The following is a 13,188-nucleotide window of genomic DNA, read 5'->3' as shown; positions in this document are numbered from 1 at the left end:
CAGATCGGCTCCAAATCTTATCGATTGGCCGCCATCGGACCGATGCCAAAGGATGGACGGACCGGTGACGCCTCGTTGCGGACCGGCTTGCCCTTGCCGGACCAGCCGATAGCGGACAGCCATTCCAGATAGAAGGCGAGCGCGAACTGCATGGCGATGCCGGCGGCGAGCAGCAGACTGTCATAGGCAAAGCCGCCCGGGTTGACCAGCTTCATCACCTGCGCCGCCATGGCAATCACCGTGCCGGCAATGAAAACCGGCAGCGAGCGTTTGCCCAATATGGCGAGCGGATTGTCGCGGCCGGTGCGGAACAGGTTCGAGACGAAAGGCAAGGCGACGACCAGATAGCTCATCGCCAGGATGTGCAGCAGCCGCGGCAACGACAGGAACGTCTTGTCGAAACCGGTCAGCACCACCGGCAGGTCGAGCCACGACACATGCCCCCACAGCGGGCTGTGCACCCAGACGAGTGCCGTCAGCACATAGGCGGCGGCCGCGCCGACCAGCCAGCGATTGACAGGGATGGTGCGGCCGCGCCGCACATGCAACACGCTGGCCATGCCGATATTGAACAGCAATTGCCATGACAGCGGATTGAGGAACCAGAAGCCGGGCTCCGGGTAGTTCGGCGGCGCGATCTGGTAGATTCCGGCAATCAGCCAAAGGGCTGCGGATACTGCGAGCGCCGCCAGTGGCCGGTAGCTGATGAACAGCAGGAAGACCGGCGCCATCAACAGCAGCGCCGCATAGACCGGCAGTATGTTGTTGTAACCGAGCTGATGGCCGAGCGTGACGATGCCGACCAGGACTTGTGGCGGGTTCCTGACGAGCGGCTCGATGTTGATCAGCGTCAGAAGATCCGGCCGTTTCGCAAACACCGCCGCCGCGCAGAAGATAGCCATCACCACCATCGTCGTGACGATGTGGGTGACATAGAGCACACCGGCGCGGCGCCACATTTTCAGTGTTGCAATCAGCCGGTTTCCCGGCTGGAACTTAGTGCCGTAGGCGAGAGCGACGGACATGCCGGAGATCAGCACGAAGGCCTCGGCCGCATCCGAAAACCCGAAATTCTTGTAGGTCAGGGTTTCGAAAACGGTGCCAGGCACGTGGTCGACGAATATGGTCAGGAGGGCGAGAGCCCGGAACACATCAATACGCGTATCGCGTTCCGGCGAAACTGGCATGGTCATCGATAAAAGGCCTTAAAGCTGGTTGTTCATGCCCGGCATGCGATCCCTCGGGCGACCACCCGGCGCACACTGCTTCGATCCCCCCGCGGGGATTATATCGGCAAAGAAACGGACTGAAATGCGCCCGGTTCAATCAACTTTCGCGGAGCTTGAAAATATTCCGTTTTGAAGCCGGCAAATTAACGAAAGTAACGCGGAATCAAAAGGATGTGACTATGGCCGAGCAAAGCCTCGAAGACGGTATTTTGCAGGAGAATTCAGGCTTTTTCTACCGGCTCCATCGATCCGCCAATTTACCCGGTGACTGGCTGTTCCTGTTGCATGGATCGGGTGTCGACGAGACGACCTTGCTGCCGCTTGGTCGGCAAATCGCGCCGCATGCGGCGCTGGTTACGGTCCGTGGCCGCATCCCTCAGGAGGACGGTTTCCGCTGGTTCACGCGAATCACCCCGACGCGATTCGAGCAGGCAAGTATCCGCGCGGAGGCAGATGCGTTTGCAGGCTTCGTCGCCGGCGTCGCGAAGCGCCACAGCCCCGATCTCCGCCGCGCGACCTTTCTCGGGTATTCGAACGGCGCCAATCTGGTTTCAAGCGTCATGCTGCTGCATCCGGGCCTCATCCAGCGCGCTGCATTGCTGCGTCCGATGCCGGTGCTCGACGAGGTGCCGCCGGCCGACATGTCGAAGGCGCGGGCTCTGATCGTCGCCGGCGCCGCCGACCTGACCTACGCGCCATTCGCGCCGGTGTTGGCCGCTCTACTGAGCTCGCATGGCGCCAAGGTCGAGACCCACACCATTGCCTCCGGCCATGAAATCGGCGACGCGGATGCTGAAATCGTCAGGCAGTGGCTGGCGGGGTCAGGCAACCGCTGAACGAGCGGATTGAGCGCACGCACAACGCGGGCCCGACCATCGAATGTCAGTGTGCGGCGGGCTGGAATAGCTCGATCACATTGCCGGACGGGTCTTCGAGCAGGGTCTGCGAGCCGCCGACGCCGTTGATGATATCGTTGCGGAAGGCGAGCCCGGCGCCCTTCAGGCGCGCAACCTCTTGCTTCAGATCCGGCACCACCAGCAGGATGCGGTTCCACCCTCCCGGCACCGGCCGGCGGCCATCCGGCATCGCCCGTGCACCCGAGCTCTCCGGCCCGCTCAGCAGAAGCCGCAGATCGCCGCGCGTGACCGAGCAGAAAGCCGGCCGCGCATCCCGTTCAATGGCAAAGCCCAGATGCTTCACGTAGAAATCGATGGAAGCGGCGACATCGTCGACAATATAGCGAACACTGACGGGCGTCATGACCGGGGACCTTTCAGTTTGAGTAGAACGTTTTATTAAAGGCTGCTCATCATCGGCAACGCCCCGGCAGCACTACGACGCCGCCGACACGCTATGACCGTCGGTTCGCCAGGGAATCAGGGCAAGCAGACCAGCACTGCCGACCACGGCGAAGACAGCGCCGTAGATGAACACCGCCTCATGGCTTACACGATCCCAGAGCTGTCCGGCGACAACGCTTGCCGCGAGTTCCAGCAGGCCGACCGTGGTGCTGTACCAGCCGATGCCGCTGGCACGCAGCTCTTGCGGCACGAAGTCCGAGGCGAATGCCTTGCCGACTGAGCGGAAGATGCCTTGATAGAACCCGTAGAAGGCAAAAAGCAGCCCGATCAGATAGATGTTCCGGGTCAAGACGAAGCCGAGATAGGCGATCAGGAAGATGACGAAGGACGACAGTAACACGCCCTTGCGGCCGAAGCGGTCCGATAGAAAGCCGGCCGGGTAGGAAATCAGCGCCGCAACGAGATTGAAGCCTGCGTAGATAAGAATGGTTGCCTCCAAAGAGGCACCGATATCCTGTGTTTGCAGAATCAGAAATGCATTGCTCGAATTGCCGATGCCGAAGAGAGCTGTCACCAAGAGATAGATCCAATAGGCTTTGGGAAACTGCCGCAGATTGACGTCGATCTTGGCCTTTGCGGCTACGGCCAGTGGCTGCTCGTGCACCAACACCACCATGAGGAAGGCGAGGAGACCGGGAATGAGCGCGAGATAGAAGATCCAGCGGATATCGACTTTGAGCGCGATGAGAAGCAGCACCGCGAGCAGTGGCCCCAGAAACGCTCCCAGATTGTCGCCAATGCCTTCTAGGCCGAATGCTTGCCTCGGTGCTCGTCGGCCACCGACGAAGCAAGGAGCGCGTCGCGCGGAGCGGACCGGAAACCTGCAGCGAGCCGATCCACAAACCGCGCGCCCAGGACCATCGGCCACACTGTGGCCACGCCGATCAGCGGTTTGGCGATAGAGGCCAGAAAATAGCCAATGAGGGCTATCGGTTTCCGCTTCTGAAGCCTGTCCGAGAGCCAGCCCGAAAAACCTTGCACGATGTTCTGCGTCGCCTGGGCGATTCCGTCGACCAGACCGACGACGCTCCCGCTTGCGTGCAGGGTCTGGGTTAGGAAGATCGGCAGGATCGGATAAAGCATCTCGGTCGAAATGTCGGCAAACAGGCTCGCCAGCGCCAGAAGCACCGTGTTTCGGGAAATCCAGGCGAAGGTTTTCCTTGGCGCTGGCCCAGTCATTGCTTTGCCCTGTTCGGCAATCCGTTTGGCTGAAACGCAACGGCTACCATGTCGGTTGCAATGCGCCACTGCTGAGTGTCCTGCCCCATCCCGAAGGTCCGCGCAGCAAAACCGGTGCCCACGCGGTCCTTCGATTCGGGATCATGGTCTACGCCCGCCCCATGCGGTTCCAGGCGTCCAGCCCGGCGATCTTGTAGGCTTCGGCCAGCGTCGGATAGTTGAAGGTGTTGTTGACGAAGAAGTCGACGGTGCCGCCGAGATTGATGACCGCCTGGCCAATGTGGATGAGTTCGGTCGCGCCCTCGCCGACAATATGGGCGCCGAGCAGACGGCGTGTTTCGATCGAGAACAGAAGCTTCAGGAAGCCGGTGTTGACGCCCATGATGTGGCCGCGCGATGTCTCGCGGAACCGCGCCACGCCGACCTCGTAGGCGGCACCACTCTCACGCACCTGCTCCTCGGATTGCCCGACCGTGGAGATTTCCGGCACGGCGTAGATGCCGTAGGGAAAGGTTTCGGGCGGCGGCGGCAAGGGCACGCCGAAGGCATGGCAGGCGGCCACCCTGCCCTGCTCCATCGAGGTCGATGCCAAGCTCGGAAAGCCGATGACATCGCCGGCGGCATAGATGTTGGGCGCGCTGGTCTGGAACGTCTGCGGATCGACCCTGATGCGGCCTCTGGAATCGGCCTCGATGCCGACCGCTTCCAACCCTAGGCTGCCGACATTGCCGGTACGCCCTGCGGCATAGAGCACGATCTCGGAACGTATGGTGCGGCCGTCGGCCAGCGTCACCTCGGCGTAATCGGGTTTCGAGGCGATCTCCTTGAAGGCACTGCCCAAGCGGATGGTCATGCCGCGGTCGCGCATCTGATGGATGAAGTCGTCGACGATCTCGCGGTCGACGAAATCCAACATCGTATTGCGCGGCTCGACCAGCGTCACCGGCACGTCGAGCGCCGAAAAGATCGTCGCATACTCGACACCGATAACACCGGCGCCGATCACCGTCAGCGTGCGCGGCAGGCGATCGAGCTCCAGCATCTCATCACTGTCGAAAATCCGTGTTTTGTCGAACGGCACGTCGTGCGGCCGGTGCGGCCGGGTGCCGACCGCGATCAGCGCATGGGAGAAGCCAGCCTCGCTGTAGTCGCCGGTGTCGGTGGTCAGGCTGACCTTGTTGGGGCCAAGGAATTTTACCGCGGCGCGCGCACTCTTGACCGTGTTGCGCATGAACTGGTGCTGCAGCACCTCGACCTCATGGTCGAGCGTCTTGTGCAAGCGCTCGACCAGATCGCCGACCGAAATGTCCTGCTTGACGCGGTAGCCGCGTCCATAAAAGCCGCGCTCACGCCAGCCTGAGAGGTTGAGCACCGTCTCGCGCAACGTCTTCGACGGTATGGTCCCGGTATGCACCGAAACGCCGCCGAGACGCCGGCCTCTGTCGACCACCAGCACCGACTTGCCGAGCTTGGCCGACTGCACCGCGGCGCGGCGCCCGGATGGGCCGCTGCCGATGACCAGCATGTCGTAGTCCATGTCGCCCCGTCCCCTCGGCTCGGCGCGCTTTGTTGCGCCGCAGCAAACTAACGCTATCCGCGCCATGAATTCAACAAGTCAGACGGCCCCAGGCACTCCGTCACCATCTACACGGCGGCCAAAGGCTCGATCTTGATTCCGCCGCGAACCTTCACCATTTCATCAACACGCGGCCCGTGCATTAACCCGGGTTCGATTACGAGGAAATGACATGAACGCTCGCGTTCTCGACGGCGATATCATCACCAGCAGGCTCGAAGACGTCCGCGCCTATGAAGGCGTGCGCACGCGGCGCATTCTCGCCTTCGTCATTGATTATTTCATCGTCGCGCTGCTCACCATTCCATTCGCGATCCTGGTGTTCCTGTTCGGGCTGTTGACGCTCGGCCTCGGCTGGATGCTGTTTTCCATACTCGTGCCGGCCGTCGCCATCCTCTACATCTGGAACACGCTCGGCAGTAAAGACCAGGCCACCACCGGCATGAAGATGATGGGCATCCGGCTCGACCGGCTCGACGGCAGCCGCATCGACGGGCTGACCGCCGTCGTGCATTCGGTGCTGTTTTGGGCCGGCAATGTCATCCTTTCGCCGCTGGTCCTGCTGGTGAGCCTGTTTTCCGACCGCAAGCGCACGCTGCACGACCTGCTGCTCGGCACCGTCGTCAGCCGCAGCGGCCGCTGAGCAGACTTTTGAAGCGCGGCCGCAGCCTTTGCGCACAAATGTGAAGACGTCCAATCAACCAGGCTTTCACAATCCTGTTGAATTTTTCGGCGTCCGCGCCAAAGGTAGAGCGATTCGCAGGAGTGTTTCCAAGGCTCGATGACGCAGCACCCGACCCAGTCGCCGCAGTTCTTTCTGACCGCGCCCTCGCCATGTCCCTATCTCGAGGGCCAGTTCGAGCGCAAGGTGTTCACACACCTGGTCGGCGACAAGGCCCCCGAGATGAACGATCTCTTGACGCAGGGCGGTTTCAGGCGGTCGCAGAACATCGCCTACAGGCCGGCCTGCGAGACCTGCCGCGCCTGTGTGTCGGTGCGCATCCTGGCGCAGGAATTCACCGCCAGCCGCAACTTGAAACGGGTCATACAGCATAATTCGGATCTGGTCGGCGCCATGCACGACGCCGAACCCTCCACCGAACAGTATTCGCTGTTCCGCAGCTATCTCGACGCCCGCCACCGCCGTGGCGGCATGTCAGACATGACCGTGCTCGACTACGCCATGATGGTCGAGGATACCCATGTCGACACCAAGGTCATCGAATACCGTCGCCGCGGACCTGACAGCTTCATCACCGGCAAGGGCCAGGGCGAGCTTATCGCCGTGGCGCTCACAGACAAGATGGCCGATGGCCTGTCGATGGTCTATTCCTACTTCAACCCGGACTTCGAGGACCGTTCGCTCGGCACCTTCATGATCCTCGACCACATCGCCCGCGCCAGGGCGATGGGCCTGCCCCATGTCTACCTGGGTTACTGGGTCAACGGCTCGCGCAAGATGAATTATAAGATGCGCTTCCAGCCGCAGGAGCATCTCGGCCCGAAAGGCTGGGAACGCTACAATCACGAAGCGGTTTCGCGCTGATCTTCGCTTTCGGTATTCACTCTTAAATTGTTTCGAGGAGGATGCCGCTGGGCTTCCGGCCGATCGGCTGGAAAACCGGGCGGTCAATTTTGCGCCTCCAAGCCTACGCGAGAATTGCCGCATGTCTTCCCACAACGACCACCAGAGAGGCCTTCTGATCACCGCCATCGGCGGGCTGACGCTGACCGTCGACATTCCGCTGATCCGGCTCGCCGACGGCGAGGCGTGGACGATCCTGCTGTTGCGCACCGGCACGACCTTCGTCGCCACGCTTATCATCTGGGCCGCCTGGCGCTCGCTGAGCGCAAAGGCACCGCAGCTTGTGCCGGGCTGGTCAGGGCTCATCGTTGCCGGCCTCTACGGGCTCGGCTCGATCGCCTTCATCACCGGTGTCTACAATACCTCGACAGCCAACCTCGTTTTCATCCTGGCGTTCACAACCATGTTCGCGGCCCTTTTGTCATGGCTGTTCCTGAAGGAGAGGCCACGGCCCCTGACGCTTGCAGCGCTGGCACTGATGATCGTCGGCGTGACGATCATTGTCGGCGATTCCGTTGGAACCGGACATCTCTTCGGCGACCTGATGGCGCTATGCTCGGCTTTCATGATCGCCGCGGCCATCACCATCTCGCGCGCCAGCGGCAAGGATATGGGTTTCACGGCGCTGATCGGAGTGGTCCTGCCGCTGGCCGTCGCCACCCTGATGGTTTCCAAGGTGGGTTTTCACGTCAACGCGCCATGGTGGATCGTCTTCAACGGTGCCGTCATCATGCCGATCTCGTTCTTCTGCCTTGCCAACGGCCCGAAATACATCTCCGGGCCGGAGGTGGCGATGTTCTACCTGCTTGAAACCGTGCTGGCGCCGGTCTGGGTGTGGATGATCTTCGCCGAAACACCGTCGCGCAACAGCCTGATCGGCGGCGCGATCCTCATCATGACCTTGATCGGCCATTCGCTCTGGCAGTTGCACGAGGGGCGCAAGCGCCGCGCCACGTTCGCCGTCAGTCACCCGGCCTGATTCTTTTTCGCGGCGGCGCGTCCGGCGACAATTTCGATCTGCGGCGGTGCGTCATCGTGCTCCGCCGGTTCGGCGGCAGCGAGCTCATCGGTCAGTTCCACTTCGCGCAGCCATTCGCGCCAGATTGCGACCAGCAGGGCCATCAGCACCGGGCCGATGAACAGGCCGAGAAAGCCCATTGTCTTGACGCCGCCAATCAGGCCGAAAAAGGTTGGCAGGAAGGGCAGCTTTATCGGCCCGCCGACCAGCTTCGGGCGCAATGTCTTGTCGACGATGAAGAGTTCGACCGCGCCCCAGATGAACAGTGCCAGCCCGGCCATCGGCGAGCCGCTGGCCGCGAGATAGATCGAGACCAGTGTGAAGGACAGCGGTGCGCCGCCGGGGATCAGCGCCATGATGCCGGTCAGCGCGCCGAGCGTCACCGGCGACGGCACGCCGGCCAACCAGTAAGCGATACCCAGTACCAGCCCTTCGCCGATGGCGATAACGGTCATGCCGGTCACCGTCGAGGAGATTGTCGCAGGCACCACGCGTGAGATCCGTTCCCATCTGGCCGGCAGGATGCGTTCGCCGAGGCGATCGACCTGTCCGGCGAAATGCTCGCCATCGCGATAGGCGAAGAACAGCGCGATCATCATGAATAGCAGCGTCAGCAAAAGGCCGAAGGCGCTGCCGCCGGCGGCAAGCACGCCGCGATAGATGCTGCCGATATTGGCGCCACTGATCAGCTGGATCAGTTCGCCGATACCGCCGGGGTGGCCAACGTTGACCGTCCATTGTTCATTGAGCCATTCGCCCACCACGGGCATGGTGGCGATCCAGTGCGGCGTCGGCGCACCGTAGCGGTTGGTCTCGATCGCCCAGTTGACCCACTCGCGCACCTCATTGATGGCGTAGGTGCCGGCAAGCGCGATCGGCACAACCAGGAAGGTCAGGATGAACAAGATCGCAAGCGTCGCAGCGATGGTGCGGTTGCCGCCGACGCCGGCGAGCAGCCGCCGATAGAGCGGCCAGCTGGCGAAGGCGATCACCAGGGCGGCAAGGACCGGAAACAGGAAGCCGTGGAAGAAATAAACGCCGGCGGCAACGATCAGCACCAGCAGCCAGCGCGCCGCCGACAGCGGCGGAATGACAGCGGCCCTGAGCGGCATCGACAGGCCAAACAGACGCTGCTGCCGCTCCGGCTTCTGGATCCTGACTTCCTTCAAGCGGCTACCTCTCCCTGGCCCATCGTATCGCTTATGCCCTGATATAGTGCAGCAATCGTGACGACATTCCAAATGTTTGGGTGGAGCTGCTAATCTCCCCCCTTGAGGGGGAGATGTCGCCGAAGGCGACAGAGGGGGTCGGGACGTCCTGACGCGACCTTACCACGAACAAAGGAGGCTGGCGCTTCATGCGCGGGGACCCCCTCTGGCCTGCCGGCCATCTCCCCCTCAAGGGGGAGATTACCGCTTCACCCGAACTTGCCAGTCCTCGGGAAACCCTTCGGCACCATGCGGCCGGCCGAGGCGCGGGCGCCAATCCATTCGGCAAGCTCGTCACGCGATTTGGTGAAGGTGCGGTCTGCCGAATCCTGCCAGGACAGGCCGCTTGCGAGCGTGAAGGTCTTGAGGTCGAGGACGCCGCCATCTTTGTATTTCTGCAGGCGCACGCCCTTGCCGCGCCCCATCTCCGGGATCTCGGCCAGCGGGAATACCAGCATCTTGCGATTCTCGCCGACAACGGCGAGATGGTCGCCGGCGACGCTTATGCAGCGCTGGGCTTCGTCGGGCGCCTTGACGTTCATCACCTGCTTGCCCTTGCGGGTGTTGGCGACGACTTCTTCTTCCGGCACGATGAAACCGTTGCCGTCATGCGACACCAGCAGCAGCTTGCGCTTGGGATCATGGACGAAGGCGGTGACGATATCCTGGTCGTTGTCCATGTCGACGATGATGCGGATCGGCTCGCCATGGCCACGCCCACCCGGCAGCCGGTCGGCGCCGATCGTGTAGAACTTGCCGCCGGTGGTGAAGACCAACACCTTGTCGGTCGTCTGGGCATGGAAGGCGAGCTTGAGGCTGTCGCCTTCCTTGAAAGTCAGGGTCGAATAATCGGTCAGATGACCTTTCATGGCCCTCAGCCAGCCCTTTTCCGAAACGACGACAGTGACCGGCTCGCGCTCGATCATGGCATGGGCGATATCGGTCAGGTCATGTTCGGGCGCATCGGCGAACTCGGTCCGGCGCTTGCCGATCTCGGTCTCCGGTCCGAATTTCTCACGGATGCTGGCGACTTCCCACTTGATCGTCGCCCACTGCTTGGCGTCGGACGCAAGCAGTGCCTCGATCTGCTTCTTCTCGCCGGTCAGGCCATTGAATTCCTCGCGAATTTCGAATTCCTCGAGCTTGCGCAGCGCCCTCAGCCGCATGTTGAGGATGGCTTCAGCCTGGGTGTCGGTGAGTGACCAGCGGGCCATCATCACCTGCTTGGGCTCGTCCTCCTCGCGGATGATCCTGATCACCTCGTCGATATTGAGGTAGGCGATCAAATAGCCGGCGAGGATCTCCAGCCGCCTTTCGATCTCGCCGAGGCGGTGCTTGGAGCGGCGGATCAGGACGTCGCGGCGGTGCTCCAGCCATTCCTTGAGCACACCTTTCAGCGACAGCACGTTCGGCACCTTGCCGCGCGACAACACGTTCATGTTGAGCGGAAAGCGGCTTTCGAGCTCGGTCAGCTTGAACAGCGATTCCATCATGATGCCGGGATCGACCGAGCGGCTTTTCGGCACCAGCACGACGCGGATGTCCTCGGCGCTCTCGTCGCGGATATCCTCGAGCAGCGGCAGCCTGCGTGCCATCAAGAGCTCGGCGATCTTTTCGATCAGCCTGGCCTTCTGGACGCCGTAAGGGATTTCGGTGACGACTATGTTCCAGGTGCCCCTGCCCTGGTCCTCCTGGCTCCATTTCGCCCTGACACGAAAGCCGCCGCGACCCGTTTCGTAGGCTTCGAGGATCGAGGCTCGGCTGTCGACGATGATGCCGCCGGTCGGGAAATCCGGACCTTGCACGAAATCCATCAGCTTGGTGACGGGCGCATCCGGACGATCAATCAGGTGAAGCGCGGCGTCGCAGAGCTCGGCCGCATTGTGCGGCGGGATCGAGGTCGCCATGCCGACGGCGATGCCGGACGAGCCGTTGGCGAGCAGGTTAGGGAAGGCGCCGGGCAGCACGGCCGGCTCCTCGTCTTCCTCGTTGTAGGTCGGGCGGAAATCGACGGCGTCCTCGGTGATGCCTTCCAGCAGCAGCGTCGACACTTCGGTCATGCGCGCTTCGGTGTAGCGCATGGCGGCGGCGTTATCGCCGTCGATATTGCCGAAATTGCCCTGCCCGTCGACCAGCGGGTAGCGCATCGAAAAATCCTGCGCCAACCGCACCAACGCGTCGTAGATCGACTGGTCACCATGCGGATGGAATTTGCCCATCACCTCGCCGACGATGCGGGCGCATTTGGCAAAGCCCTGGTCGGGGTTGAGCCGCAACAGACGCATGGCATGCATGATGCGACGATGCACCGGCTTCAGCCCGTCGCGCACGTCCGGCAGTGCCCGGTGCATGATGGTCGACAGCGCGTAGGCGAGATAGCGCTCTTCCAGCGCCTTCTTCAGATCGACCGGCTCGATATTGTCGCCGCCGCCACTCTCGGGCGGCAAAAGCCTTTTTCCCATGGGCTGGCACTAGCCGAGCGGGTGATTCGCGGCAAGAGGCACCGGTATGCATCCTCCTAAAGCGAGTCGCATTCGACCGGCCCCATGCGACGCTTTAGGTCCTTGTTTTGATACATGCCGTTATCGCAAAACCCGCTGCACACTTTTGCGCGACATCCATTATGCAACAGGAATTGGAAGCGTCACGACGCCGGCCAACATCAACCCGTTACATCCTGCTTCTATCGCAAGGCTGATGGATCGGGTTTGCCTTTGGCCGCGATTTTCGACCATTGTGCCGAGGCCCGCCTTTTTCCGGTCCAGTTCGTCACCGAATGGTGGCGACGCGACGATTTGAAAAGAATTTCAGGACACTCTCAGGGGAGCTCTCGATGACGATCAGACACTCGACACTTATTAAAAGACTGGCTTTTTCGACCTTTTTGCTGACGCTGCCGCTGAATGCGGCGTTCGCGCAGGATACCGCGGTTGCCGACCGGCTGAAGGCTGCCCTCGCCGCCCAGGGCGTCGACCTCTCCTGGACCGGAGTAACCGGCGACACCTCCAGCATGGTTCTGCAAGGCGTAGCTGTCAAACCGGCGGCCGAAAAGGAGGCGCTCAAGATCGGCGACGTCAAGCTCGAAGGCGTGACCGAAGCCAATGGCGGCTATCAAATCGCGACGGTATCGACTTCGCCGTTCGAACACAGCGAAGATGGCGTCACGCTCAATCTCAGCCCTTTCGTCATCCACGACATGACCGTTCCGGCCGAAGGCGCAACCGGTCCGCTGGGCTCGCTGATGATGTACAAATCGGCCGAGCTCGACAACATGACAGTCAAAGTGGCTGACAAAACTGCTTTCTCGATGGACGGGCTTGCCATCGCAATCACGCCGCCGGCCGACGGCAAGGCCATGGCGTTTTCCGGCACTACGGAAAAATTCGCTGCCGACCTGACCCTGGTCGAAGATCCGAAGTCCAAGGAAGTCATCAACGCGCTCGGCTACCAGAACATAACAGGCAATCTTGAGATGGAAGGCACCTGGCAGCCTACCGACGGCAGGATGGACTTGTCGAAATACGAAATATCGGTCGACAATGCCGGCACGCTCGGCATGACCTTCGAACTCGGCGGCTACACGCTGGACGTCATCAAATCACTGCAGGAGATGCAGAAGAAGATGGCGGCGCAGGCCGAAGGCGCCGACAATTCGGCGCAAGGCATGGCCATGCTCGGGCTGCTGCAGCAGCTTTCGTTCAACAGCGCCTCGATCCGCTTCGATGACGATTCCCTGACCAAAAAGGTGCTCGATTATGCCGGCAAGCAGCAAGGCATGTCCGGCAAGGACATCGCCAACCAGGCCAAGGCGATCGTGCCCTTCGGCATGGCGCAGCTCAACAATCCGGAACTGACCGCGCAGGTTTCGGCCGCGGTCAACAAATTCCTCGACGACCCGCAAAGCATCGAGGTCTCGGCCGAGCCGCCGGCAGCGGTGCCGTTCGCGCTGATCATGGCGGGCGCCATGTCCAACCCGCTCGACCTGCCGAAAACGCTTGGCGTGACGGTTACGGCAAACGAAGACTGACCGAG

The 13,188-nt window shown here is 61.8% G+C and carries 12 protein-coding genes; 5 read left to right on the top strand and 7 right to left on the bottom strand.

Features of this window, described 5'->3' with window-relative positions; translation table 11 throughout:
* Positions 1–17 precede the first annotated feature (17 nt).
* Positions 18–1,193, bottom strand: coding sequence for an OpgC family protein (locus NKI58_RS09120; RefSeq protein ID WP_352786391.1), 1,176 nt, complete (start codon positions 1,191–1,193; stop codon positions 18–20).
* Positions 1,194–1,408: 215 nt separating this feature from the next.
* On the opposite strand from NKI58_RS09120, the gene NKI58_RS09115 reads away from it, so the two are divergent.
* Positions 1,409–2,065 (top strand): alpha/beta hydrolase, encoded by a 657-nt coding sequence (locus NKI58_RS09115; RefSeq protein WP_352786389.1) that lies wholly within the window; start codon positions 1,409–1,411, stop codon positions 2,063–2,065.
* A gap of 46 nt (positions 2,066–2,111) precedes the next feature.
* On the opposite strand, the gene NKI58_RS09110 is transcribed toward NKI58_RS09115, so the two are convergent.
* From NKI58_RS09110 to sthA, 4 genes are all read right to left on the bottom strand, one after another.
* Positions 2,112–2,489, bottom strand: coding sequence for a VOC family protein (locus NKI58_RS09110; RefSeq protein WP_352621051.1), 378 nt, complete (start codon positions 2,487–2,489; stop codon positions 2,112–2,114).
* A gap of 72 nt (positions 2,490–2,561) precedes the next feature.
* Positions 2,562–3,287: an MFS transporter gene (locus tag NKI58_RS09105; RefSeq protein WP_352783432.1), complete on the bottom strand. Its 726-nt coding sequence runs from the start codon at positions 3,285–3,287 to the stop codon at positions 2,562–2,564.
* A 47-nt stretch (positions 3,288–3,334) separates the two neighbouring features.
* The gene (locus NKI58_RS09100) at positions 3,335–3,718 is read right to left on the bottom strand and encodes an MFS transporter (protein WP_352786386.1); all 384 of its coding nucleotides are present in this window, start codon (positions 3,716–3,718) and stop codon (positions 3,335–3,337) included.
* 199 nt (positions 3,719–3,917) lie between these two features.
* Positions 3,918–5,306, bottom strand: coding sequence for a Si-specific NAD(P)(+) transhydrogenase (gene sthA / locus NKI58_RS09095; RefSeq protein ID WP_352796298.1), 1,389 nt, complete (start codon positions 5,304–5,306; stop codon positions 3,918–3,920).
* A gap of 211 nt (positions 5,307–5,517) precedes the next feature.
* Here sthA and NKI58_RS09090 point away from each other — a divergent pair, with 211 nt between their 5' ends.
* The 3 genes from NKI58_RS09090 to NKI58_RS09080 all read left to right on the top strand — a co-directional run bounded on the left by NKI58_RS09090 (position 5,518) and on the right by NKI58_RS09080 (position 7,909).
* Positions 5,518–5,988, top strand: a complete 471-nt coding sequence (locus tag NKI58_RS09090) for an RDD family protein (protein WP_352786384.1) — start codon at positions 5,518–5,520, stop codon at positions 5,986–5,988.
* Positions 5,989–6,126: 138 nt separating this feature from the next.
* Positions 6,127–6,891, top strand: a complete 765-nt coding sequence (locus tag NKI58_RS09085) for an arginyltransferase (RefSeq protein ID WP_352456566.1) — start codon at positions 6,127–6,129, stop codon at positions 6,889–6,891.
* Between the two features lie 121 nt (positions 6,892–7,012).
* A complete protein-coding gene (locus tag NKI58_RS09080) occupies positions 7,013–7,909 on the top strand; it encodes a DMT family transporter (protein WP_023674463.1) in 897 nt (298 codons plus the stop codon).
* Here the strand turns inward: NKI58_RS09080 and NKI58_RS09075 are convergent.
* Together NKI58_RS09075 and parC are read right to left on the bottom strand one after the other, a co-directional pair.
* Entirely contained in the window at positions 7,897–9,117 is a 1,221-nt protein-coding gene (locus NKI58_RS09075; protein ID WP_352571482.1) for an AI-2E family transporter, read from the bottom strand. The genes NKI58_RS09080 and NKI58_RS09075 overlap by 13 nt on opposite strands.
* A 248-nt stretch (positions 9,118–9,365) precedes the next feature.
* Positions 9,366–11,618, bottom strand: a complete 2,253-nt coding sequence (gene parC / locus NKI58_RS09070; protein WP_352786381.1) for a DNA topoisomerase IV subunit A — start codon at positions 11,616–11,618, stop codon at positions 9,366–9,368.
* Between the two features lie 371 nt (positions 11,619–11,989).
* On the opposite strand from parC, the gene NKI58_RS09065 reads away from it, so the two are divergent.
* On the top strand, positions 11,990–13,183 hold the full coding sequence (locus tag NKI58_RS09065) for an aq_1923 C-terminal domain (RefSeq protein ID WP_352786379.1): 1,194 nt from the start codon (positions 11,990–11,992) through the stop codon (positions 13,181–13,183).
* The last annotated feature ends 5 nt before the right edge of the window (positions 13,184–13,188 follow it).

It is taken from the genome of Mesorhizobium sp. M0522 (assembly GCF_040321085.1).
GTDB lineage: Bacteria > Pseudomonadota > Alphaproteobacteria > Rhizobiales > Rhizobiaceae > Mesorhizobium.
Note: the sequence above shows the minus strand (reverse complement) of the source record. Positions and strands in the feature narration are given on the sequence as shown.

Coding starts and splice junctions, on each gene's coding strand:
- NKI58_RS09120 (WP_352786391.1), bottom strand. CDS start 1,193: ATGACCATGCCAGTTTCGCCGGAACGCGATACGCGTATTGATGTGTTC.
- NKI58_RS09115 (WP_352786389.1), top strand. CDS start 1,409: ATGGCCGAGCAAAGCCTCGAAGACGGTATTTTGCAGGAGAATTCAGGC.
- NKI58_RS09110 (WP_352621051.1), bottom strand. CDS start 2,489: ATGACGCCCGTCAGTGTTCGCTATATTGTCGACGATGTCGCCGCTTCC.
- sthA (WP_352796298.1), bottom strand. CDS start 5,306: ATGGACTACGACATGCTGGTCATCGGCAGCGGCCCATCCGGGCGCCGC.
- NKI58_RS09090 (WP_352786384.1), top strand. CDS start 5,518: ATGAACGCTCGCGTTCTCGACGGCGATATCATCACCAGCAGGCTCGAA.
- NKI58_RS09085 (WP_352456566.1), top strand. CDS start 6,127: ATGACGCAGCACCCGACCCAGTCGCCGCAGTTCTTTCTGACCGCGCCC.
- NKI58_RS09080 (WP_023674463.1), top strand. CDS start 7,013: ATGTCTTCCCACAACGACCACCAGAGAGGCCTTCTGATCACCGCCATC.
- parC (WP_352786381.1), bottom strand. CDS start 11,618: ATGGGAAAAAGGCTTTTGCCGCCCGAGAGTGGCGGCGGCGACAATATC.
- NKI58_RS09065 (WP_352786379.1), top strand. CDS start 11,990: ATGACGATCAGACACTCGACACTTATTAAAAGACTGGCTTTTTCGACC.